The organism is Acinetobacter johnsonii CIP 64.6, from assembly GCF_000368045.1.
GTDB lineage: Bacteria > Pseudomonadota > Gammaproteobacteria > Pseudomonadales > Moraxellaceae > Acinetobacter > Acinetobacter johnsonii.
In genome coordinates this window covers 831,803-855,930 of record NZ_KB849236.1, presented here as the reverse complement: position 1 = coordinate 855,930, position 24,128 = coordinate 831,803, and the positions used below count along the sequence as shown (strand labels likewise).

Below are 24,128 nucleotides of genomic sequence, written 5' to 3'. Positions count from 1 at the left end.
GACCTACACTGCTGTAGGTCTTTTTTATACTTAGTGTTTTTGTTGTTCCAATTTCAAAAAGTCCGCAATCAGCTTGGTTGCCCAAGACTCTGTATTAAGTGCCCCTTCATAGAAGCCACAATGGCTGCCTTTTCTGGTGGTCACAACGGCAATATTCGGCATTTGACGGATCATGTCTTTATACGGTTCAAAATTTTTAATGTGACAAACGGGATCATCCTCTGCATTTAAAATCAGCAATGGAATGGTGACATTTTCAAATACATAGATTGGGTTTGTGGCTTGGTTATAACTGTCATAGTCCACATAACCCGCCATTTCATAATAACTCGACTCAAACTCAGCCAAGGTTTTGGTCATTAAAACTTGCGACACAGACGCTGTTTGTTGCCACGTTTGCTGGTAGGGAAAAATAAATTTCTTAAACAGCTTCTTGGTCATGACCTTACTGTAAAAGGGATGCACATTTACAAAACCCAACTCAGTGTTATAGCCAGGACACAGGGCAAAGGCCGCCTTGAAAGGGGTTTGACTCCCTTCTTCGCCTAAGTAACGCACCAAAAGCCCCGTTCCTGCAGAAGAGCCTACCGCATACAACATTGAACTTGGAAATGTACTTTGAATAAAGGCAATTTGTTCACGTAAATCATCGGTTGAACCGAAAAGATTCATTTTGGGTACAGGCATTGGAAGGTCTGCATGTCCACGGCGTAAGCACAGTGCAACACGCCAACCCGTATAGCGATTTAAGTCACGCACCACCTCACGCATACTTTCAGGAGAGCCTGTAATCGTATGCATAACCACAACCGTTGGCGTCGCTTCAGGCAAGTCATAACCAAACCACATAATGCCAGTGACCCCACCGTCTTGCATCTCTAACTGATCAAAATGATCGTATTCCAATTGAATCTGACGCTTACGAATCACATCAAAATACAAAAGATGGGCATGCGTGTTAGATAACCACGGCGTTGGTCGGTACTTCTCTTGAAGCTGTGTAAGCGCCCCAACAGTCTCTTGAATTTTCCCTTTCGGGTTAATATAGAGCTTCGGTTGTTCCGCACCAGTCACTCGATCCCACGCCGTTTGGCTTAATTGGTTTAGCAAACTGAACACAGCATTCATATCAGTACCTTCTTTTTCCTATCTTTCTTGGTGATGCATCAATTTTCGTGCCTAACTATAAATAACAAGTCACACGTTTATCATCCAGCTTGAGGTGCAAAAGCTGCCATTCGCTGTCCCATTTGTACAGCTAAGGCCTCTAGCCCCGATTTAGGACGGATCATCACTTCAAAATCTACAATTTGACCTTGCTCATTAAAACGAATCATGTCAATCCCTTTGAGCTTTTTTTCGCCGACATTGGCAGAAAACTCAAGGACGACACTTAAACCATCCTCTGTAAAAAATTCACGGTAGTAAGTAAAGTTTTCAAAAACCTGAATCACATTACTTAAAATAAAAAAAACCACTTGCTTACCCGGATAAGGGTTAAATGCCACCGGTGAACGGAAAACAACATCTTCTGCTAAAAGCTCATTTAAGATGCTCATATCACGAGTCGTGACCATATCATGCCAGCGTACCAATGCTTGTTTTGTTGTTGCTAAACTCATTCTTATGTCCTTATGAAAGTGAATCCACTCAAATCTGCAATAAAGGTACCTTCTCTTACACCACACACGTTTCATGGAAAAGGCAACACGAGGGAAAAGGATAATATTTTAGAAAATACCTCTTCCAAACCCTCTCCGTATAGGAGAGGGAGATTTATTACAAAATTTAATCGGATAAATTATTGTTATCGATTAAATGGTCGCAGCCAATTCCGCACCTTGACGAATCGCACGCTTCGCATCCAACTCACCTGCTTCTTTCGCACCACCAATCAAATGCACATTTTTACCATCGGCTTTTAACTGATCATACATTGCAGTATAAGACTCTTGTCCTGCACAGATAATCACGTGATCAACCTCTAAAACCGTTGGCTGATCATTCACTGTAATATGGAGACCTTGATCATCAATTTTGTCGTAGCTTGCACCTGCAATCATTTTTACATCGCGATGTTTTAGTCCCGTACGGTGAATCCAACCCGTGGTTTTACCTAAGCTTGCACCGACTGCCTTCGCTTTACGCTGTAGAAGGTAAATTTCACGATCTGACTGCTCCAAGACTGGCTGTTTTAAGCCACCGACATGTGCATAGCTGGTATCAATTCCCCATTCATCATAGAATTTTTGTGGGTTTAAACTACCGCTTTCACCTTCATGGCTTAAGTATTCTGCTGTATCGAAACCAATACCACCCGCACCAATAATCGCTACTTTTTTACCGACAGGCTTACGCTCACGTAGAACTTCGATATAACTCAACACTTTCGGGTGATCAATCCCTTCAATAGTCAACTCACGTGGAGTAACGCCTGTTGCAACCACGATGTCATCATAGTTCTCAGCGCTCAGCTCCTCATAAGTTGCTGTATGATTCAGCACCAACTTGATATTCGGTTGTAATTCAATTTTACGTTTGAAATAACGCAGTGTTTCGTAAAACTCTTCTTTACCTGGAATAGTCTTCGCAATATTAAACTGACCACCAATCTGACTGGCTGCATCAAAAACAGTCACTTGATGCCCACGGTCAGCAGCATAAGTCGCAAAACTCAAACCTGCAGGCCCAGCACCAATCACCGCAATATTTTTCTTAGCCGCACTTTCTTTAAAAATCAGTTCAGTTTCATAGCATGCACGCGGGTTGACTAAACACGTCGCAATTTGCATGGAGAAAATTTGATCTAAACAGGCTTGGTTACAACCAATACACGTATTGATTTCATCACTACGGCCTTGTTCTGCTTTGAGTACAAACTCAGCATCTGCAAGCATTGGGCGTGCCATCGATACCATATCCGCATCACCCTGAGCCAAAACATGTTCAGCCATTTCAGGGGTATTAATACGGTTAGACGTCACCAAAGGAATTTGAACCGAACCTTTTAGCTTCTTGGTCACCCATGTAAATGCCGCACGTGGCACTTTGGTTGCAATCGTTGGAATACGCGCTTCATGCCAACCAATACCTGTATTGATAATGGTTGCACCCGCCTTTTCAATTTCTTTGGCAAGCTGAATCACTTCTTCTAAAGTCGAACCACATTCAACCAAATCCAACATTGAAAGACGGTAAATAATAATAAAGTTTTCACCCACTTCTGCACGAGTGCGTTTTACGATTTCAATCGGAAAACGAATACGGTTTTCATAGCTTCCGCCCCATTCATCATCACGATGGTTGGTACGTGCCGCGATGAACTCATTGATTAAGTATCCTTCTGAACCCATGATTTCAACACCATCATAGCCAGCAACTTGTGACAAGTTTGCACAATTCACAAAGTCTGCAATAGTCTGATTCACTTCAGCAGAAGTAAGAGCATGGGGTTTTACAGGGTTAATCGGTGCTTGAATTGCAGAAGGTGCAACGTTTTCAGCCTGATACGAATAACGACCGGTATGCAAAATCTGTAATGCAATTTTACCACCCGCATCATGTACGGCTTGTGTGATGACTTTATGCTTTTCCGCTTCTTCTAAAGTATCTAACTTAGAACCACCGTGAAAAGTCACACCATGATCATTTGGTGAAATACCCCCTGTTACGATTAGCCCTACACCGCCAGCGGCACGCTCTGCATAAAATGCCGCCATGCGATCATAACCACCCTCAACTTCTTCAAGTCCAACGTGCATAGATCCCATTAATACGCGGTTTTTTAATGTGGTAAAGCCTAAATCTAAAGGCGCAAGTAAATGCGGATAATTAGACATGTGTACTCCTTGGCGTGCTTTCGCTGGCTGGTATTTTAAATACAAGGTTAGATCAAATTATTTAATGCAACAAGTTGCATAATGTTTATCTTTATAATCGAGATTTGTTTTTTATGCAACATGTTGCATAATGACTCTACGTCCATTTTAATTGCGAAATATTACCGAAATGTCATTAGCTCATGTTTTATTGACCAGTTTGATTGAAAAACCAAGCACAGGTATTGAGTTAGCGCGTCGTTTTGACCGTTCAATGGGCTTCTTTTGGAATGCAACACATCAACAAATATATAGAGAACTCAGCGCTATGCAAGGCAAAGGCTGGATTTCAACGATAGAAGATGATGGTGCAACCTCGCGTAAAAAAACCTATCAGGCAGAACAGCTCGGACGTACAGAACTTGCCGACTGGCTGGTAAAACAAAGCCCACCTGCCCAGCTCCGTGAAGAACTGATGGTGAGACTGCGTGTTGAAGCTCAGCTTGGCGGCAACACGGTTTTGCCTGAACTTGAACGACATCTCATCCTACACAAAGAAAAACTACAAATTTACCAAAGCATTTTTGCCAAAGACTTTGGTCATGCTGAAGAAAATGATCGTACCTTATATATTCATAAAATGATTTTACAACTTGGAATTAACTTAGAATGTGGTTGGATTGAGTGGCTAGAGACCATGATTCCAGCACTTAAAAACTTCGAAAAATAAAAAACCACGCAAAGGATTGACCATGCCACATTACCTGATGCCAGATGGCGAAAAACTCTATGTTCGAGAATTTGGACAAGGCACACCAGTACTGGTCTTATCTGGCTTAGGGATGCAAAGTTGGCAATGGCTACCTTTTTTATATCAACACCGTAAAAAGTACCGTTTTTACATTCCTGACTGGCGAGGTTTTGGTGGTTCAGCGCAGTGCAAAATTCCCACACTGGATGCGATTTCCAGCCACTGGCAAGATTTAAACTGCTTTCTAAAACAATATGCTGATACAGCATTTCATGTGATTGCCTATTCTATGGGCGCTACGACAGCCATGCATGGCATGCAGTATGGTCGCTTTCAAAACCATATCCGCAGCTATTTACACATCGACCAAACACCCAAGATTAGCGTCGATGCAGACTGGCCACATGGTTTATTTGCTGAAAAGCACGCCAATTTCAAAGCCATCCTACAAAACATTGCAGACCTATTGGCTCAAAATGCGCATTATCGTTTGGTTTCAGACTTAACAGCACCCATACGTACTGAACTGGTCAAGCAACGGTTGGCTTTTATTCAACTGCAAGCCACACCATCTCGAACTGCGGCTTTATTTCAAAAAGCATTTCAACAGCCACACTTGCAAAAATTCATGCTCCCAATCCAGCGTTTAGACTATATGGCTTGGTATATTCAAAATTATCTTGACCATCAAGAAGACTATCGCAGTGCGCTCAGTCAGATTGACCGACCGGCTACATTTTTTATTGGTGAAGACTCAAAACTTTATCCTGCTCAAGGACAAAAACTGATTGCTTCAAGTGTGCCGCATGCAAAAACGGTGATCTTTAAAAAATCTGGGCATACGCCTTTATTGAGTGAACCGCGCAAATTCTCCCAAGAAATTACACGTTTCCTCAAGGCTACGGATGTCTGAATGTGTGTCGTATTATCAACCAAATAATGAATATTTTTATAACAGCTGAAGATAAACACACTTAATCATTCCATTGTAATGACAAAAAATCAGATCAACCCGATAAAACATCAATGCTTGGGAATTAAAAAAGGCATCTATTAGAGATGCCTTTTTCTTATGCTGCATAAGTCTGCTTGAGATAAGCAACAATATCTGCCGATTCAAACAAAGCCGTTTCAGTGTTCGGATCAACCAAATATGGCACTTGAATATCACGTCCCATCACCTGCATGACTTGCTCACGCTTTCCACCTGCCAAAGGTACATATTTGCCCGGCTTTAAACGCAGTACTGCTGGGCCTTGATCTTGCCAACGTTCTTTAGGCACATTATGAAACTTAAAAGGCAGTTCCAACTCGGTCAGCAAACCACGGACAATCCGAGTATAAGGACTGGCTTCAAATCCCCAAAGTTGTAACAACTGTTCTGGCGCTACGCGATCTTTAATACTCTTATTGATCCATACTCCACTCGCTCCATTTACCAATGTCCCGACATAAGCAACATAAGGTGTTTTGGGATAATGTGCATACTTTTTCGGTGTTTTACCACTGCGTCCATACTGTTCAAACAAGTAGTGAATAATATCTTCAGATTCGTACAACTTGGTGTCAGTGTTCTCATCGAGTAAAAAAGGAAATTGGGTTTTTCCACCCAACTGTTTCACCAAAGGACGATATTTAGTTCCACCCTTAGGACATGGATACACTTCATAATCCAAGTTCAACAAAGTCAGTACTTCACGCACACGACGACAATATGGCGAGCCTTCAAACTCATAGAGCTTTAAAGGTTGTTCAGGTTGTTTAGGATGCGGCGTTCCAGTTACACCACGCCCACCTTGCGCAAGCCCCGAAAAAAGAGCCTGAATCACTTTAATTTGATGCTTCACCATATTACACGTCCATATCTTTTGTTGATGTTATTATGAGTCTGGTTGCTACTTATGCATCGACCAGTTTTTCTTTTGCAATGACAATACCGTTATTATCCGCATAGAGATAATGACCTGATTGAATGGTGACACCACCAAAATGCAGGCTGATATCAACTTCTCCTACACCCTTACGGTTACTTTTTTGTGGAATGGCGGCTAAAGCATGCACCCCTAAATCTAGTTCAGCAATGGCATCTACATCACGGACACAGCCATAAATCACCACACCATTCCAGTGATTTTTGACTGCTGACTCTGCAATTAAGTCTCCCATCAAGGCACAGCGCATCGAAGCGCCACCATCTACAACCAATACTTTACCCGTACCATCTGTTGCTAACAGCTCTTTCACCCGAGAGTTATCTTCAAAGCATTTAACCGTAACCACCTGACCACCAAAGGTTTTACGCGCACCATAGCTCTTAAAAAACTTACCATCCATCGATGGACTGACCACTTGTAAATCAAGTTCAGGATGATCATCCAATAAATCGCATGTCACAAATGCTGTCGTCACCACACTTCCCCTCATTTTGTCTTTTGTATGCGTAAATTATCATATATTTCAAATTTTTCGGTCTGCGTTTGGGCAGCCTCGACCATAGTATGAGCCACTTGTTCTGCTGTCACTGGCTTATATTTAAAATGCTTTGGTATAAAATGCGATAGTTTGGTATAAGCCTTTTGGAAAATATCTTCCAACATGCGACCTTCATTACGCTGTCCGATCAGTAAGGATGGCTGCAGAATACTAACCTTATATAAATCGAGTCCTCGAATAGTCTCTTCAAGCTCACCTTTGACGCGATTATAGAAGATTTTCGAATTGGCTTGCGCACCCAAGGCACTGATCAACACATAATGGGTTTTGGTCAAAACAAACAATTCAGCAAAATGTGCATTCACCACATAGTCGATGGCATAAAACTGCTCTTTTGAGCCAGCTTTCTTTAAAGTCGTCCCCAAACAACTAAAAGCATGACTGTAGCCCTGAACATCTTCATGGTTGAGTAATAAAAAATCATCCAGCTCCAGTTGCTGAACTTTGTCATACTGATCGAGCTGCATATTATGCTTTCTGACTACAGCCAAAATTTTGCTACAACTTGGCAGTTGTTGTAATTGTTGAATCAGGTTTAAGCCCACCAAACCCGTTGCTCCAATCACAATGGCTTGTTCTATATTTTGTGTCATTTTTATACAAACTCCCATGCAGATGGCTAATCTTACCTTTTCTTTAGAATTTTTATGTATCTTAAATATAGTCAAAGCATGTCAAGACTTGACTTCACTGCGTATATTAATCAAAATATGCCACTTGTTTACGGGCTGGTGATTGTTCTTCTGATGTGGTTTTCAGTTTGAATTTCAGCCCGCCCAGACCAATCTATTTCAAGGAGTGCACGAGTGGCAAACTCTGCTCAAGCTAAAAAACGTGCTCGTCAAAACGTTAAAGCACGCAAACACAACGCAAGCTTACGTTCTATGGTTCGTACTTACATCAAACGTACAGTAGCTGCTATCGCTGCTGGTGATTACGCAGTTGCTTCTGAAGCATACAAAACTGCTGTACCAGTAATCGACCGTATGGCTGATAAAGGCATCATCCATAAGAACAAAGCTGCTCGTCATAAGAGCCGTTTAAATGCACAAGTTAAAGCTTTAGCTAACTAATTTATGCATTAAAAAAAGCCCTTTTTAAAGGGCTTTTTTTGTATCTATTTTTTGAACCTTCCAACGCCTAAACCTTTTCCAATACATCTTTTACTTAACAATACAGCTTAAAACTCAAATAAAATTTAGCAAGCGATCTCTAGCATCCACAAGAACATCTACTTACAAAAAAAGCCCCCTTTAGGGAGCTCGTTTTCATTTCATGTTAAATCATTTGCCAGATGAGCAGTGGTTTAATTCAAAGATTGAGCTTTCAAGTTTTTCACTAAAATACCAATGTTTTTTGAGGTTACCCCAGCCAAAATCAAGCTTGTATTTTGATTCAGCATTGTCCATCTTTGATTGTTATTTCCAGAGCAACCATATCGAATCGCAATCTGACGGTTATTTACCAAATTACCCGAGTTTAAATCTAAGCACTGTCCTGATTGTTTAATGGCAGACGTCGTGGCATCCATTGACCACACTTGTGCTGCATTATTCGCTACACAGTCAGTCAAGGTGACTTTAGCACTTCCTCCATTACCCGTTAGACACTGCCCCATAGCTGCTTTGCTATGGATATGCCCTAAACTGTCATAAACCCACTGCTCGGTCTCATCAGCAGTACAAGCCGACGGGCCACTAATGTAAACATCCATTTTTTTGTTCGCAGTTACCTCCGTTTTTAAACAGTTTTTGTTGTTTTTTAACAAAGTACTTTGTGCAAGTGGGTCATCCTGTTGTAAACCTAGCTGCTTGATAAAAGCATTGAGTGCATCAATCGCAGTAGGTACATCTTTGGCCAAATCATCATAATAAACATTTACCCAACGATTTAAACGCATCCATCTAGTTTCTTGCTCTTCATAACGCTCAAGTACCTGCTGTGCAGCTAAACTCATCTCATTTTTATACGATTTATAAGACTGATAAAGCATTGAGCCATTTGGTGACAAAACAATAATATTGTTCGCCGCCTGATTCAGTAGCTCTTGCTCAAGCAGAGGCAACTCTACATCGCGTAAGGCTTTATAACCCTGTGCTTTACCAATCTTAACTGCAGGTGTAATAGCCGTAGCATATTGGGGAATCACTGTAGTCGATAATAATTTGGCAACAGCATTGGCCTGCTTACAATATAAATCAACTTTTTGAGGATGATCTGCAAGCGCTAAATTGACATGTAATTTATTGGCATTACTACCTAATCGTGTCGGAGCCAGTGCAATATTGGTCACTGTATTTGGATACTGTACATTTAACCAACATGCATCCTGATTTAACGCCGTATTTGCAGCGGGTAAATCATAGACATTGCCCCAGTTTGAACGTGCCGCAGGATAGAGTAACCCAACCTTTGCAACAGGGTCATAGCCACCCAAAATGGTCACTACAGGCTCACCAAAAACACGTGGGCGTAGATAGTTTTGCTTTGGTTGATACCAGACAGGTGCTGAAGAATTGGGCATCTTCTCTTGAAACACTTCCATTTGCCTAGTCTTAGCATTCCACTTTTTATAACCCGTCGGTGAAGTCTTATCCCACACTAAGAGTTTATTAAATTGAGGTTGAATTTTTTCGAAGGTGCTGTAACCCGTATAGTGGGTATAACGTGAAACTGAGCTTGATGCATAACCACCAGACATCGCATCTCGGCTATATGGATATAAAGCTAAGAAATTTTCAATTCCTGTAGAAGCAGCCCATAAATCATTATTATTCCAAATCAAATTACCCCGCATCATATTGCGATACGGAATATAACCCCAACCACTGTCTGCATGATGTGAAGTCCAGAACTGGTTATCACCCTCCTGCCCAGGATAATGCCCCAGTCCATAGTGGTGTCCAATTTCATGACTAAACTCATTGCCAACTGAATCATACAACGTCAACATACCATTCCCACCACTTAAACCATGGCTAATTTCGCCATTGGCATATTTTCCACGACTATGGTGTGCAACTACGGTTTGAGTTAATTGAGGCTGATTTTGACTTGCCATCGAAGCACTGGTAATTCCCCAGTTTGCTAGATTAATGCCTACGCTAAATGTCGACTTACCCACGTTTTCACGCATATCGCCATCATAATCCCCGCCTTGGCTGGCACTTGCCGTATCGTAAATCGTCCCGTCGGCAATCATGACGCGATCTAACTGAATATCATCATATTTTGCAACGGTCATTTCAGCAGCTGGAATCGTTTGAAAGTAATCTGAACCTGCCCGAACAGGATCATTCAGCATATAGTGACCATTGGAAACAGGGGGAGCAGTTAACATGCCGATACGAATATTATTTAAGACCAACTCTCCAGGAGAGGCAAAATCAATTTTATCTTCTGTAATTTGTCCCTGACGTCCAAGAGAATCTTTGAGCTGAATACGCAAACCTGGACGTATTTCATCCCAATTGAGTCGAGCACTCCACGCACGCTTACTATATTGCACACGCGCACGCTCATCGGTATTGGTTTGATCAGACTGAGGAATCTGAGTTGGATCGTTAAATGTAACTGTGCGGAGCAACTGATTATTCATGTAAATATCAGCACTCAGACCATCAATTTTCCCCATGCTATCAGTTGGCGTAACTAACAATAGCGCTTCTTTTTCCATCGTCAGCCGCGGCATTTTTTTACTTTCATTACCATTTGGATCAACCACATGACTCTGACCAAATTGCAGCATTGCTTCGAAGTTACCAGTTAAGTCATTTCGTATCACACGTGTTTTTGAGTTTGCATCGTAGTCAAAATACCCCAATGTATTTCCATCAGCCACATCCTGTGTAGGTTCAGCATAGGTTTTCACTACAGGCGTTGTAGAGTTTTCGGTTCCACTTTCTCCACCACCTCCACCACACGCAGCTAACATCAGTGTTACAACGCAAAGACTTAGCTTGCAATACAAGAACTCATTCACACTTTTCACACCTTTCCCCGAAATAGTCACAAATAAAAATTAAAAAATCATTAATAATTTATATAAATCAAAAGCTTAATTATTTAACACTATTTTCTACTCATATTCAATTTACATAATTTGTCACTTCAGAACATATTTTTTATAAACATTAAAACTAATGTCCGAAAAATAAAAGTTCTGTGACAGGGCTTGAATTTATGAGAAATAATGATGAGTTATACATTTGAATTTGCACCAATATGATGCCAATATTTGTCAGTTAATTTTTTTAAAAAAGATATTTCAATTAATTTTCTTTGTAAGCACTTAGCTTATTTTAATTCTTAAATCCAAAATGATTAAAATTAAAAACCCATAAATAAATTATGGTATTCTGTTTTCTTATAATGAAACCACATAGAATGTTCTACTGGGGAATAGCATGATTAATAAATTTCTTCCAACACTTGAAAAATTCCAACCGACAGAACAACAATATATTGAGCATTTTCATGCCAAAGGTGAAAAAGACATACTCGCCAAAGTCATCTCAAATATGCGTGGAACCGCAGAAATTCAGGCCTCTCAGGGCGTTGACGCGTGGTTAGGCTATGGCGTCTATTTACCTGCAATTGAACGTATTTTTGCACTGCACCAAGGAGAAACCGAAGCTGAGTTTTATGACCGCACTCAATATCCAGCCGATGTTGTCAACGCTTATACCCTTTCGAATCATGAGATTGCCACGCTCATTGCTGCAGATAAATACAATCGTATTCATCAGCACAGCGTAGCGGTGAATACCTCATTATGGCCTTTAAATGATGCAGGCCTAAGTATCGACTTGCTCGATTTTCCCAATCGACTCAAAGCAAAAATTTAAACTTATGTGGTATATCATTCAATAAGGTTGACGAATGATCGATCTATAAATCTCGTATATTCTTTTTCTCGTTCAAACGACCGCTTAAATGAATCAACGAGATTTATAGTTGAATTAATTTTTATTTTAAACAAAGCACTTACAGATTTTGAAACTCATGAATATTCAGTTCATTCATTTCTCCGCGCCAAATCCATTTCAATTTTGATTCCAAAAACACATCCCCCTCAAACCACACAAAAAGACCTTCCATCATTTTCGGCCAGTCTTCTTTGGTCACAATCGTGCGCCCTGAAATAACCGCCAAAATCGCAGCTAAAATCGTGTCATGACTGACCGCAAGGCTCAAACCATAAGGATTGTTCGGATGCGTGTTATATATAAGCTCCAATACATCTACGACGCCATGAATCGGATGCTTCATACCGGGTAAGGCATTATTAACAAAGCTATTAATAAATCCTAGAGCGCCTTGACGCTGAAAATAAGGGCCGGCTTGCTTAATATCCAAAACAAAACTGCCTGGCTCAACCAATAAACCTTGTTCAATAATTTCAATACGATGGGTATTCGGCTCAAGGGTTTGTCCATCTGCCCCTTGAATCATTAGCGCAGCAGTATCAATACAACGTTGAATTGGACTAGAAATACAGTGTTGTATCACTCGATCCGTATTATCGATCAGATAGGAACCCCACGCCTCCGCCAAATCGCGCCCTTGATGCGTCAACTGCAAATCATAGCCTGCAAGCCCCTGACCCGTAACAACTTCACGAATGGAATGACGTGTAAACAACGTCACTGGCGTTTTTGCATCTGGCAATAAATCGATTGCCTTCAACATACTAGGCGGGAGTAACTCTAAGGCCATAATCACTAGCAACTCAATAATTCAAAAAACACTATAGCACGCTCAGTTTTTAGCTCAAGCCGACGAAGGCATTAGTTCAAGTGCTTGTAATGCCAGTTTTTTCATATCGTTATTTCGATATGCAATAAAACCGCCATTCAGTAAACTCAATCTTTGATTATATACGAATGGTCGTCCCTGAAAATCAACCAAACCACCACCTATTCGCTCTAATAAACACTGTCCAGCACTGGTATCCCACTCACTCGTTGGATGAAAGCGTGGGTAAATATCGACTCGGTCTTCCAACACCATGCAGAACTTATATGCACTCCCTGCACGATACTCTTGAATAGGCGTAAATTTTTCCAACTGCTCTAAATACACTTGATACTGCGGTTTGCTCTGACTACTTTGACTTAAGCCGACTTGAACAGCACTGTGGTTTTCAACTGGAACATATACATACCATACGTCTTTTTCAATATTGTATTTTAAAGGCTGACCTTGTAGTGGACAGAAGTAAATTTGCTGTTCACAAGGAATAGCCAGCACAGCAAAAGTTGTATGCGCACCCTCAATAAGGCTGAGATTAATGGTGAATTCAGGACGTTGATGCAAAAATTCTTTGGTACCATCTAAAGGATCAAGCATCCAAAAAGACTGCCACTGCTGTCTATGTGCATGCTGCCCTTCTTCAGAAAGAACAGGCAAATGAGGAAAGGTATTGTTTAAAGCATCAGTAATAAATTGATTGACACGATAGTCCGCTTGCGTGACAGGTGAATGATCGGATTTTCGTTCAACTGTAAAATCACCACCTGCAACATAAGCTTGATACTCTGCTCGTAAAATCTCGCACGCTTGAGTCACAATCGGTACAAGTTGCAATATCAGTGCATCTTGAGGTGCAGTTGTGGGCTTAAACATGAGACCGCCTTTTTATTCATTAAGTTATAGATCGAGAAGTTCATTATTGGGATAGCAGCATGCTCATCGCCTCGTATTCAACGGTATACTGTCACCTTAGAGTGAGAACACGCGAACACTTTTTCAACACTGCCTTAAAAATATTATACGCCTAAGACACTCAGGAAATATCACTCAATTCCAATTCTTCTTTTGACTTTGGGTTGAGTAGTCCAATCAACCTGACTTTAGCTTTACCCACACCTTAAATATCGAGACTAGAGAAAGCCACAGGCTGAACTTTTCTAATTTGTGCTTACTCTTAACTTCTTTTCAGCTTTATACATCCAAGTGATTTCTTTATGAAAAATCATCGCGCAAAAAAATCCCACGCATGGGAGCGTGGGATATAAAACAAGAAAAGCTACAGCGCTTTAATTTGGAGTATAGTATAAACCTGTATTTTAAATACATCAATTAAAAATACACTCTTTCTCCGGTTTTTTTAAATTACGGTACATCTACTCATTTTTATCTGAACACTTCACTTCTAATTGATACTCATCCTGCGTCACTTTGATCTTAATCTTTTGATACTTTCTTTTATTCGGATCCATAGCTGAGCTAGCGACTTCATGCAAAAACTTTCGATCATTCATAAGCTCGCTATATGCTTTATAACCAATCAAAATCTTTTCAGGCTTTTTATTTTTGGAAATTAATTCTTTTAGAATATCGTCTAGTTCATTTGCAGTAACAATTGACATATCGAAGCAACTCAAAATAAAAAAGATTATCCATGAACAATATGATCAAAAGATGTCAGAAATCATCTTTCTCACTATTTTCATTTCAATAGAAAAATAAAAGCCCGATCAGTATAAAAACAAATCGGGCTTTTTGTCTGCAATCACTCAGACCAGAAAGTTATTATAATAAAAAACCTGTTTACCTCTCTCCAAATAAACAGGTTTAACTGCACAAACATCATCTAATCATTATATTTTCATTGCTTTATGCCGCACACTCTACAGCCAAAATATTTCAAATAAATGAAACCTTAAGACTTTTTTAACACAATTGAATACTTAATCATCATTACGTAAAAAGGTTAACTCATATTCATCATGCGTAATTTTAATCTTGGTATTGCGATAAGTCCGCTTATTTGGATCTAAAGATGAACTCATTACATTTTCTGCAAATTTTTTATTCGACATAAATTTTGCATAGAGCATATAACCAATACGGATTTTTTTAATGGCCTTTTTCTTACCTTTTGCTTCATATTTATCTAAGGTTTCATCTAAAAAATCTAGATTTAATTCACTCATCCATTCCTCTCTATTTTATTCTCATTCGCCACATCTTTTTTAACCGATTCTTGTATAAATAACCAGCAAAACCACTTTATTTTCATTTTTTGTCAGAAAACTTACTTTTATTGCATTATTGCGCTGGATACAACGAATCTTTCTCTGTCAGCTGAAGTGGTTTAACTTTAGTTTCAAACATAAAAACTACCCTCAGGTGGTTTTTATGGTATCAATATAAAATGAACATTTGATGAAATAGACATGAGAGCCGAATAGTTAAGCAGTACTGAAAAGCTGACAAAACCAATGATGCTGTCCGTTGTAATCCATGGCTGATTTAGGTCAGCAGCAACAGTGGAGGCTTTCGATAATAATGACAGCGCTAAGTGTTCTCATCGAAAGTTTATAAAAGCTCTTCCTTCTCCATAAGGTGAATCATTTCTTATGCTGAAGTTCAATATTGTTGTGGATCAATGTGCGATTAACACATCTTATATGCTCTTACTTAAAAAACTGAGATCCCATATTCTTCAATTTTTGACAATGGGCTATGCAAATCCGTCATCTTATGCAGCTATACGCTATAATTACGCCATATTTGCATAAAGTAAAATGGCTAGATCGGCTGCTAACTGTTTTCTATAGCCATTGCTGAACTTTGAAACCTTGGAGATTTTTTGAGTGGAAAAGCCAATTATCATTTTTGATATGGACGGTACATTACTGGATCTTGCCTATGATGATTTTATTTGGAATCATCAGCTTCCTATCCGTTATGCTGAACAACACCAGTGCTCTTTAGAACAAAGTACTCAGGCCCTGTTTCAGTTTTATCAAACCCATAATCATACACTCAATTGGTATTCTACGCGCTTTTGGACAGCTAAAGTTGGCGTAGATACGCTCGCTTTGCAGCAGGAATTTAAGCATAAAGTTAGCCTACGTGAAGGCTGTCTTGAACTTCTCGACTATTTAAAAAGTAACGGCTACCCTTGCTGGCTTGCCACTAATGCGGACTGTGAGGGACTCAAGTTCAAACTCGAACACACGAAACTGGCCTCATATTTCGATGTCATTATTAGCAGCGAAACCCTCGGTCATGCCAAAGAGTTTACTGAGTTTTGGCAACATCTCCATGAACGCCATCCTTTTGCAGCCACACAGTGTTACTTTATCGATGACACTGAAAAAGTATTAAAAGGTGCTGAAAGTTATGGTATTCAAAACCTATTTACCATTGCTCAACCCTCATCACTAGGTCAAAGCAAGACATCCGGCCCTTATCCGATCTTAAATCAGCTCACCGATTTAATTCCTTATTTAGAGCAAGCTGAGGTCACGGCTAAATATGCGTAAATCCACTTTAGCGGAAGATGCGGTAGGCATGCGCATTGACAAATGGTTATGGGCAGCACGTTTTTTTAAAACGCGCTCCATTGCCAAAAATGCAATTGAGGGAGGCAAAGTTCACCACAATGGTGAACGTGTCAAAGTGTCGAGAGAAGTTCGGGTTGGGATGGAGCTCACCATACAACAAGGCATTGACAAGAAAACCGTAGTGATCAAAGAACTCTCTGACGTGCGTGGCCCCGCTCCTGTTGCACAAAAATTATATGAAGAAACTGAAGTCAGTATTACACGACGGGAATTGATTGCAAGCCAAAGAAAGTTGCATAATCTAGCTCGACCTGATCATCGTCCAAGTAAAAAAGACCGACGCGATATCAGTAAGTTTAGACAAGAAAATGATCAACAATTTGACCAATATTGGTCTTATAATGATGATGAATGACATGCGTCATATTGTGTCGCACACGATCTGACTTTTATAGAAGATACAGACTAAATCTGTCACTATACTGAGCATATTCAGTAAATATCCGTGACATCGTTTTGAGGTTGTAAGATGGATGATAATAAAAGCAAGGCGCTCAATGCTGCGCTAAGCCAAATTGAAAAGCAGTTTGGTAAAAACACAGTAATGCGTCTTGGCGATAACACCGTACAAGCTGTTGAAGCGGTATCAACGGGTTCTTTGACACTTGATATTGCTCTAGGCATTGGCGGCTTACCGAAAGGTCGTATCGTTGAGATTTATGGTCCTGAATCTTCAGGTAAAACAACCATGACTTTACAAGCGATTGCCGAATGTCAAAAAGCAGGTGGTACATGTGCATTTATTGATGCAGAACACGCTTTAGACCCACAGTATGCGCGTAAACTTGGCGTAGATATTGACAACCTCTTGGTTTCTCAGCCTGACCATGGTGAACAAGCACTTGAAATTGCAGACATGCTGGTTCGCTCTGGTGCCATTGACCTCATCGTTGTCGACTCTGTTGCAGCATTGACACCACGTGCAGAAATTGAAGGTGAAATGGGCGACTCGCACATGGGCCTCCAAGCACGTTTAATGAGCCAAGCATTACGTAAAATTACAGGTAATGCGAAACGTTCAAACTGTATGGTGATTTTCATTAACCAAATTCGTATGAAAATTGGTGTGATGTTTGGTAGCCCTGAAACCACGACTGGTGGTAATGCGTTGAAATTCTATGCGTCTGTGCGTTTAGACATTCGACGCGTAGGTCAGGTCAAAGAAGGCGATGAAATCGTTGGTTCTGAAACCAAAGTAAAAGTTGTCAAAAACAAGATGGCACCTCCATTCCGTGAAGCGCTCTTCCAAATTTTATATGGTAAAGGCGTTAACCACTTGGGCGAACTTGTAGACTTGGCTGTTCAACAGGAAATCGTACAAAAAGCAGGTGCTTGGTATTCATACCAAGGCGATAAAATTGGTCAAGGTAAAAACAATGTGATCCGTCATCTCGAAGAAAATCCTCAGTTGGCTGAAACCATTGAGAAAATTATTCGAGAAAAGCTACTGACGACTGCAAATGCTGCACCAGCAGAAGAGAAAGAAGAAGAACCAGACTTTTTAGATGCTTAATTAAAAGCCTCTAAAAAAAGATTAAATGTTATTACACGACATTTAGGCTTACACTAAGAAACGCCCTACGGGGCGTTTTGTTTATTCAGATCTATTTCATAGCCCATTATGCCTAATTCAAAATTCCCCAAACTTCTTGACTATGACGCTCTCAAACAACAATTTGGTGAAGAAGAAGCACCTGCTGTTCAACACAATCCCCTCCAGGCAACACAAGAAACTGATGATGCTTTAGATTTTGATGAAGAGAATCAACCCAAACCCACAGGTTTAACAGGCTCTCGTCTACGTTCTTATGCCTTTGCGGTACTGACACGTAAGGAATATTCAAAAGCAGAATTAATTGAGAAACTAGCTACATGGGCAATGCACCGCGAAGAAGTGATTACACTGGTTGAAGAGCTTTCAGCACAAAACTATCAGAGTGATCAACGTGTGGCTGAGATCACGCTATCGAGCCAAAAGCGTAAAGGCAAAGGCCCTAATCGCATCAAAATGGCGCTAAAAACTAAAAAGATCGACACTGGTTTAATTTTAGAAGAACTGAAAGAAACGGATTGGGGCGAACAAGCCTATCAACTCAAAGTTAGAAAGTATGGAACAGAGGTCGCAACAGATCCAAAACTAAAAGCCAAACAAATCCGTTTTTTGATGTATCGTGGCTTTGAAATGGATGCGATTATGAAAGCCATTTCGAGAAAAATTGAAGATTAAAGCGCTATTTACCATTCATACCATGATTGATCATCTAACTATATACATCAATAAAACTTAAATATATTTACAGATAATCGAAAGTTAGATTCGTGAGAAAACCAGAATTTACTGCAATTCGTAGCCTGACCAAGTAATGCCTAAATTCCCTTGATGCAAGATCATGGTATAGGTCCCATCAATATTGGCATGATTGTACGCACCCGATCTGACCTTGATCCGTTGGATCTCGCCATCAGACATTCGAACATCCAAATAATAACTTGCATATCTATTTCTTCTACTGCCGCTCTCGCTCTTCTCCTTATTTACGACCTGCACATCTTGAACACTTAAAATACTGTTATCATTAATACTATTCACAACACGTACCAAACTCGCAGAATAAATACCGACAACAGGTAGAGCAAGTGCGATCACCATGATCATTTGCCGCTTCATTTTCTGGGCAAACTTCTTTTTAAATACAATATATAGAGCGGATAATAGAAAGCTCATACATATCAAAGAATAAAATAAAAAAGCTAAATCGTAGTGCTGGATAAGATCCCTAAGAAATAAATAATTGCATACAAGCATAATCAGAAAAGACAGCACTTCTGTAGAGATTTTAGCCTTTTGCATATAAATAATATAAAAATTATGATGCTTGGGATAACTAAGGTATAGATAAACCAAAGCCATACCATGAAATAAAAGATCTGACCAATCAAATATAGGGGCTAAAAAGAAAATAATAACCGTCAATACATCTAAAATTTTCTAAATCTTAATGCATATTTTAAATATTTTTGTTGCTGTTCACTGGAAATATTTTTTGTATGTTCTTGTATAAAATTTTGTTCTTGCTCTCGTTTATTAACAACCTCCATATCTTCAAAATGCGCCATGAACATATTACAAATTCTTGTATATGATTCAAAATCTGAACTAATATTGACGATTTGATGATGCTGATCAATCAGTAGCAAACGACTTCTTTTTCTAAAAGATAGAATTTCATAGCCTTTTATTTCACTATAGAGCACTTTTTTAACAGTGAAAACTTTACGATATAAAAGATGATCTTCATTAAAAGTGATTTCAGTATTAATGCTTTCAAGCAATAAGTAAAAAATGCAAAATAAGACACATAAGCAAGATATAACAATACCTATGGCAATATAGTTTGAAAAACCATTTAAGATGAAATAAGAAAATATAAAAGAATAATGGTGACCGCAAAAAATAATAAGAAAAGAAAAAAGCTTTTAACTTTCTTATAAGATTCAATACTAACGACTAGACCTGCATCAATGCCATAGTAATCTTTCATTTTTATTCTTATATATTTATAAATATGGTGGCAACCCTACCAGCAAACCTTCGGCACATCATATTTCTACTACCGTTGCTACCTTCCGGTCCTGGCGGGGTTCGTAGAATACAATTGCGAAGTAACCGGCAGGGCTACCATTGCAAGAACAGAGTATAGAGATTTTTCCCTAAGTTGCAAGCCTATAAACGATTTTTCAATAAGCATTTCATTCAATTGACTATTTATAAAACAAACTCAAGAAAAATCACTCAATTATTGGTAACGACTAGGCTACATTCATTTACCTAAATATACGACAACAATGTAAAAGCTTATTGCAATTCATAACGTTGCCGTTTTTAATGGGGTAAATGAATTTCGTTTGATGTGTTCCCCATCAAAGCCTTATAACACGGATATTTTATGATGCTAAAGAAGCATAGCCTATGTGCCCTCACCCTACTTTGCACAACGCCTGTTTTCGCCAATATTCCAATTGAATCTCGCGGCTTAAGCCAAGCAACGAACAATAGTGTCAATCCAACCAGCGTCGCAGTAGACACAGGTGCGAGTGCAACAGCAACCAATATTAATTGGCAAATCATGCAAAAGAACCAACAATTAGAAAGTGATTTGCGTAGCTTACGCGGTAAACTTGAAGAACAAGACAACGAGATCGCTCAACTCAAACATGAGTTGGAAAATCGTTACGCTGACCTAGATCAACGCTTAGAGTTACTTCAGCAAAAAGTAGACCCTGAAGCGAGTACCACAACGGAGGATAACCAACAGGATACTCCTCCCAGTAACACCACAATCACCAACCCCAGCAGTAACACAACCGCAGCCGCAGTAAACAAAGCACCTGTAGTGGTCAGTACGCAAAACACATCTGAGCTAGAAAAAGCCGCGTATACTGTCGCATTGGATGCCTATAAGCAAGGTGGTGCGAAGAAAGCGATTGCACCCATGCAAAATTTTATTAAAAACAACCCCAACAGTGTTTACATCAGCAATGCATATTTCTGGTTAGCGGAATTTAATTTATCGATTGAACCTACCAACTATGCAGAAGCGAAAAAGAACTACGGGATTGTGGCAAACCAATACCCAAACTCTTCGCGTGCGCCTCGAGCCGTCTATCAACTCTACAATATTGCCAAAGAAGTGGATAAAAATACTGCTCAGGCCAACCAATACAAAGCCAAACTCCTTAAACAATATCCTAAGTCTGAAGAGGCCTCTTTCTTTAAAAAATAATTTTTCTATAGATATAAAAAAAGACACGCGAAGTGTCTTTTTTTATCTTTGGAATAAGCTTAACGCACAATGCCACGCTCTGACTGTTCTAACGAGTCAATAAGCAGCTGTACCTCAGCAACTTCAGGCAAAATTTCTGCACGGATACGTTCTAAAGCCTGCTCTGTCGTTAAACCTTCTTTATAGATCAGTTTAAATGCAGTACGTAAACCTTGAATCACATTTTTAGACCAACCCTTACGACGCATGCCTTCAACATTCATCGCAAAAGCATGTGCAGGATTACCAGAAACCATCACATAAGCAGGGACATCTTTTACAATCAATGATGCGCCACCAATCATGCTATAAGAATCAATCTTACAGAATTGGTGTATACCCGAGTTACCGCCGACAATCACATAGTCACCAACATGAACATGACCAGCTACGCCGACATTGTTTGCAAAAATATTATGATCACCGACCACGCAGTCGTGCGCAATATGTGTATTCACCATCAATAAATTATGGCTACCAATCTTGGTTATACCGTGATCCTGAACCGTACCACGGTGTAAACTACAATGCTCACGAATTTTATTATGGTCACCAATTTCTAACCAGGTTTCTTCACCTGCATATTTTAGATCTTGGCAGACCTCACCCACGCTTGCGAATTGGAAAATTTCATTTTTTTCTCCAATACGCGTATAACCACCGACCACCACATGCGAATGTAACTGCGTACCCGCACCAATAGTGACATTTGGACCAATAATACAATATGGTCCAATCTTTGCATCTGCTGCAATCACGGCAGATGCATCGATGATTGCTGTTGGGTGAATAAATTCGTTATTGCTCATGATTGCTCTATTTTCTGATGCGAAACCATAATTTCCGCAGATGCTGCTACTACACCGTCAACTGTGGCAATACAATTATATTTGTAAATACCACGTTTCTGCATGACCAATTCTGATTTTAACACCAATTGGTCGCCTGCAACGACTTGCTTTTTAAAGCGAACTTTCTCTGCACCTGCGAACAAGAACAAAGAACCTTCACTCGGTTTCTCATTATTCATGATGAAACCAAGAATACCTGAGACTTGCGCTAATGCTTCGACAATCAAAACACCAGGCATAATTGGATAATTAGGGAAATGGCCTTGAAGAAACTCTTCATTAATAGACACATTTTTATACGCCACAATTCCATTTTCAGTCACATCAACAACACGATCGACCAATAAAAAAGGATAGCGGTGTGGTAAGTACTCACGAATGGTTTGAATCGTCATTGGCAATTCAGGTTTCGTGAAACTAGTAGAATTCGACTCAGTCATCATATTTCTATTTACGCAATTTAATTGTTGATTCAAGGGACTCGATTTGAGCCTGCATATGATCAAGTTTTTTTACCAATTGGGTCAATGGCACATCTGCTAATTGTCTTAAACGAACAACGGTGCGTTTCCACTTTTGATTTTCAAACAGCCCAATTCCTGAAGAATACGTTCCAGCCACAGAAATATTATTTGTGACCATTGACATTCCAGTTAAAGTGACATTATCAACAATATTTAGGTGCCCTGCAATTGCAGACCCACCACCTACGATGCAATTTTTGCCAATGGTTGTACTACCGGCTATTGCAGTATTGGCAGCAAAAGCCGAATTGGCACCAATTTTAGCGTTATGGGCGATTTGCACAAGGTTATCAATAATGACACCTTCTTCCAAAATTGTGTCATCCAATGCACCGCGATCAATACTACAATTTGAACCAATCCGTACATCATTTCCAATGATGACCGAACCCAATTGAGCAATTCGATGCCATTTCCCTTGATAAGGGGCAAAACCAAAACCTTCACTACCAATCACAGTATTGGCATGAATACGGACACGATCACCAATTTTGCATGACATCAGATTTACATGTGATTCAATTAAACCACCGCGGCCAATTTCAACACCATCATGTATGCTGACATGGGAATGGATAATCGTATCATCGCCAACAACGCAATTTTCACCAATGACCACATAATGACCAATATAAGCAGTATCTGAGATGATTGCAGAAGGATGTATCTGTGCAGTGCTTTCAATGCCCTGCTCAGTGTGTTTGGCCTCAAAAGCATGGGTCAAAATCGCAAAGGCTAAATAAGGATTGGCAACAACAATAAAGTTTTGATGTTCAACCAAGTGATTTTTCAGATCTGCTGTAACAATGAATGCTCCAGCTTTAGACTGCTGTGCTTGCTCTAAGTACTTTTCACCATTTACAAATGCAAGATGTCTAGACTCTGCCGAATCTAGACTTGCTAATCCCTTAAGGATTAAATCAGCTTGACCTACACACTCACCTTGGACGAGACGAGCAAGATCTTCTAAGCGGTACTGTTGAGGATTCATTGATTACTTAATTGCGTTAACCTTTTGAATCATTTTATCAGTTAAATCATACTTAGCGTCATAGGCAAGTGCTGAGTTTTTATTCAAAACAACATCTAATTGATTTTCTTTACGCAATTGTTCAGCAACCTGCTTTACACGACCATCAAATACAGTACGTACTTGCTGAATAGAGCTTTGCACACTGCTTTGCATGGTTTGTTGTAAAGTATTGAACTCGTTCATTTTGGTTTGATACTGAGTCACCATTTTTTGCTTATCCGCAGCGCTCAGCTTATCACCTGTTTGTAAACGCTGTTGTAAGTCTTGAAGCTCTTTACTGAGTTGATCAAGCTTGGTGCTTTGCGGTTGAATTTTCTGTTGAAAACTCGAATTTTGCTGTTTTAAATAGCTACTATTTTCAACAACACGCTCAAGATCCACCACACCATAGCCAGCAGCATTCGCCACTGTAGAAGTTAATGCTGTAAGTGTTAAAGCTGTAAAAAGTTTTTTCATATTGATATCTTTCATGTAGA

Annotated in this window: 26 protein-coding genes and 1 other RNA gene; 9 read left to right on the top strand and 18 right to left on the bottom strand. The window is 39.7% G+C overall.

What is annotated here, in order from left to right; genetic code table 11:
* Positions 1 to 30: 30 nt before the first annotated feature.
* The 3 genes from F986_RS15240 to F986_RS15230 form a co-directional block, all read right to left on the bottom strand.
* On the bottom strand, positions 31 to 1,128 hold the full coding sequence (locus tag F986_RS15240) for a YheT family hydrolase (RefSeq protein WP_004696617.1): 1,098 nt from the start codon (positions 1,126 to 1,128) through the stop codon (positions 31 to 33).
* 80 nt (positions 1,129 to 1,208) lie between these two features.
* Positions 1,209 to 1,622, bottom strand: a complete 414-nt coding sequence (locus F986_RS15235) for a nuclear transport factor 2 family protein (RefSeq protein ID WP_004696615.1) — start codon at positions 1,620 to 1,622, stop codon at positions 1,209 to 1,211.
* A 192-nt stretch (positions 1,623 to 1,814) separates the two neighbouring features.
* Entirely contained in the window at positions 1,815 to 3,839 is a 2,025-nt protein-coding gene (locus tag F986_RS15230) for an NADPH-dependent 2,4-dienoyl-CoA reductase (protein WP_004696613.1), read from the bottom strand.
* A 169-nt stretch (positions 3,840 to 4,008) separates the two neighbouring features.
* Here F986_RS15230 and F986_RS15225 point away from each other — a divergent pair, with 169 nt between their 5' ends.
* Both F986_RS15225 and F986_RS15220 read left to right on the top strand, forming a co-directional pair.
* A complete protein-coding gene (locus F986_RS15225; RefSeq protein WP_004696612.1) occupies positions 4,009 to 4,548 on the top strand; it encodes a PadR family transcriptional regulator in 540 nt (179 codons plus the stop codon).
* Positions 4,549 to 4,570: 22 nt separating this feature from the next.
* Complete coding sequence (locus tag F986_RS15220) at positions 4,571 to 5,482, top strand: alpha/beta fold hydrolase (protein ID WP_004696609.1); 912 nt, start codon at positions 4,571 to 4,573, stop codon at positions 5,480 to 5,482.
* Between the two features lie 157 nt (positions 5,483 to 5,639).
* Here F986_RS15220 and F986_RS15215 read toward each other — a convergent pair whose 3' ends face one another.
* The 3 genes from F986_RS15215 to F986_RS15205 are packed head-to-tail and all read right to left on the bottom strand — an operon-like array spanning position 5,640 to position 7,655.
* Positions 5,640 to 6,419, bottom strand: coding sequence for a glutathione S-transferase N-terminal domain-containing protein (locus F986_RS15215; protein ID WP_004696607.1), 780 nt, complete (start codon positions 6,417 to 6,419; stop codon positions 5,640 to 5,642).
* A 49-nt stretch (positions 6,420 to 6,468) separates the two neighbouring features.
* Positions 6,469 to 6,981, bottom strand: coding sequence for a ribonuclease E activity regulator RraA (gene rraA, locus F986_RS15210; protein WP_004696606.1), 513 nt, complete (start codon positions 6,979 to 6,981; stop codon positions 6,469 to 6,471).
* Positions 6,982 to 6,989: 8 nt separating this feature from the next.
* The gene (locus tag F986_RS15205) at positions 6,990 to 7,655 is read right to left on the bottom strand and encodes a Rossmann-fold NAD(P)-binding domain-containing protein (protein ID WP_004696603.1); all 666 of its coding nucleotides are present in this window, start codon (positions 7,653 to 7,655) and stop codon (positions 6,990 to 6,992) included.
* 213 nt (positions 7,656 to 7,868) lie between these two features.
* Between F986_RS15205 and rpsT the strand changes: the two genes are divergently transcribed.
* Entirely contained in the window at positions 7,869 to 8,135 is a 267-nt protein-coding gene (rpsT, locus tag F986_RS15200; protein WP_004696602.1) for a 30S ribosomal protein S20, read from the top strand.
* A gap of 233 nt (positions 8,136 to 8,368) precedes the next feature.
* On the opposite strand, the gene F986_RS15195 is transcribed toward rpsT, so the two are convergent.
* Positions 8,369 to 10,996 carry a M66 family metalloprotease gene (locus F986_RS15195; protein WP_004696600.1) on the bottom strand — a complete coding sequence of 876 codons (2,628 nt, stop codon included), beginning with the start codon at positions 10,994 to 10,996 and terminating at the stop codon, positions 8,369 to 8,371.
* A 472-nt stretch (positions 10,997 to 11,468) separates the two neighbouring features.
* Here F986_RS15195 and F986_RS15190 point away from each other — a divergent pair, with 472 nt between their 5' ends.
* On the top strand, positions 11,469 to 11,909 hold the full coding sequence (locus F986_RS15190) for a hypothetical protein (protein ID WP_004696598.1): 441 nt from the start codon (positions 11,469 to 11,471) through the stop codon (positions 11,907 to 11,909).
* Positions 11,910 to 12,048: 139 nt separating this feature from the next.
* On the opposite strand, the gene F986_RS15185 is transcribed toward F986_RS15190, so the two are convergent.
* The 4 genes from F986_RS15185 to F986_RS15170 form a co-directional block, all read right to left on the bottom strand.
* Positions 12,049 to 12,780, bottom strand: coding sequence for a histidine phosphatase family protein (locus F986_RS15185; RefSeq protein WP_004696597.1), 732 nt, complete (start codon positions 12,778 to 12,780; stop codon positions 12,049 to 12,051).
* Between the two features lie 54 nt (positions 12,781 to 12,834).
* Positions 12,835 to 13,689, bottom strand: coding sequence for a 3'(2'),5'-bisphosphate nucleotidase CysQ family protein (locus tag F986_RS15180; protein ID WP_004696595.1), 855 nt, complete (start codon positions 13,687 to 13,689; stop codon positions 12,835 to 12,837).
* A 500-nt stretch (positions 13,690 to 14,189) separates the two neighbouring features.
* Positions 14,190 to 14,435, bottom strand: a complete 246-nt coding sequence (locus F986_RS15175; protein ID WP_004696594.1) for a hypothetical protein — start codon at positions 14,433 to 14,435, stop codon at positions 14,190 to 14,192.
* A 321-nt stretch (positions 14,436 to 14,756) separates the two neighbouring features.
* A complete protein-coding gene (locus F986_RS15170; RefSeq protein WP_004696593.1) occupies positions 14,757 to 15,002 on the bottom strand; it encodes a hypothetical protein in 246 nt (81 codons plus the stop codon).
* 663 nt (positions 15,003 to 15,665) lie between these two features.
* On the opposite strand from F986_RS15170, the gene F986_RS15165 reads away from it, so the two are divergent.
* The 4 genes from F986_RS15165 (at position 15,666) to F986_RS15150 (ending at position 18,648) form a co-directional block, all read left to right on the top strand.
* Positions 15,666 to 16,340, top strand: coding sequence for an HAD-IA family hydrolase (locus tag F986_RS15165; RefSeq protein WP_004696591.1), 675 nt, complete (start codon positions 15,666 to 15,668; stop codon positions 16,338 to 16,340).
* Complete coding sequence (locus tag F986_RS15160) at positions 16,333 to 16,776, top strand: RNA-binding S4 domain-containing protein (RefSeq protein WP_004696588.1); 444 nt, start codon at positions 16,333 to 16,335, stop codon at positions 16,774 to 16,776. The genes F986_RS15165 and F986_RS15160 overlap by 8 nt, the downstream gene beginning before the upstream one ends.
* Positions 16,777 to 16,890: 114 nt before the next feature.
* Positions 16,891 to 17,934: a recombinase RecA gene (gene recA, locus F986_RS15155; protein ID WP_004696585.1), complete on the top strand. Its 1,044-nt coding sequence runs from the start codon at positions 16,891 to 16,893 to the stop codon at positions 17,932 to 17,934.
* 108 nt (positions 17,935 to 18,042) lie between these two features.
* Positions 18,043 to 18,648 carry a regulatory protein RecX gene (locus F986_RS15150; RefSeq protein ID WP_004696584.1) on the top strand — a complete coding sequence of 202 codons (606 nt, stop codon included), beginning with the start codon at positions 18,043 to 18,045 and terminating at the stop codon, positions 18,646 to 18,648.
* Between the two features lie 108 nt (positions 18,649 to 18,756).
* On the opposite strand, the gene F986_RS18640 is transcribed toward F986_RS15150, so the two are convergent.
* The 3 genes from F986_RS18640 to ffs all read right to left on the bottom strand — a co-directional run bounded on the left by F986_RS18640 (position 18,757) and on the right by ffs (position 20,094).
* Positions 18,757 to 19,089 (bottom strand): hypothetical protein, encoded by a 333-nt coding sequence (locus F986_RS18640; protein WP_228127909.1) that lies wholly within the window; start codon positions 19,087 to 19,089, stop codon positions 18,757 to 18,759.
* Between the two features lie 311 nt (positions 19,090 to 19,400).
* Complete coding sequence (locus F986_RS15140) at positions 19,401 to 19,754, bottom strand: hypothetical protein (RefSeq protein WP_004696580.1); 354 nt, start codon at positions 19,752 to 19,754, stop codon at positions 19,401 to 19,403.
* Positions 19,755 to 19,997: 243 nt separating this feature from the next.
* Positions 19,998 to 20,094: signal recognition particle sRNA small type (gene ffs / locus F986_RS18100), an RNA gene on the bottom strand.
* A 274-nt stretch (positions 20,095 to 20,368) separates the two neighbouring features.
* Here ffs and F986_RS15135 point away from each other — a divergent pair.
* Complete coding sequence (locus F986_RS15135) at positions 20,369 to 21,205, top strand: YbgF trimerization domain-containing protein (RefSeq protein WP_004696578.1); 837 nt, start codon at positions 20,369 to 20,371, stop codon at positions 21,203 to 21,205.
* Positions 21,206 to 21,264: 59 nt separating this feature from the next.
* Here the strand turns inward: F986_RS15135 and lpxA are convergent, their stop codons facing one another.
* From lpxA to F986_RS15115, 4 genes are read right to left on the bottom strand one after another with little or no spacing between them, the layout of a single operon-like run.
* Positions 21,265 to 22,053, bottom strand: a complete 789-nt coding sequence (lpxA, locus tag F986_RS15130; protein ID WP_004696577.1) for an acyl-ACP--UDP-N-acetylglucosamine O-acyltransferase — start codon at positions 22,051 to 22,053, stop codon at positions 21,265 to 21,267.
* Positions 22,050 to 22,535: a 3-hydroxyacyl-ACP dehydratase FabZ gene (gene fabZ / locus F986_RS15125; protein WP_010326983.1), complete on the bottom strand. Its 486-nt coding sequence runs from the start codon at positions 22,533 to 22,535 to the stop codon at positions 22,050 to 22,052. The genes lpxA and fabZ overlap by 4 nt, the downstream gene beginning before the upstream one ends.
* 7 nt (positions 22,536 to 22,542) lie before the next feature.
* A complete protein-coding gene (lpxD, locus tag F986_RS15120; RefSeq protein WP_004696574.1) occupies positions 22,543 to 23,610 on the bottom strand; it encodes a UDP-3-O-(3-hydroxymyristoyl)glucosamine N-acyltransferase in 1,068 nt (355 codons plus the stop codon).
* Between the two features lie 3 nt (positions 23,611 to 23,613).
* A complete protein-coding gene (locus F986_RS15115; RefSeq protein WP_017396994.1) occupies positions 23,614 to 24,108 on the bottom strand; it encodes an OmpH/Skp family outer membrane protein in 495 nt (164 codons plus the stop codon).
* Positions 24,109 to 24,128: the final 20 nt, after the last annotated feature.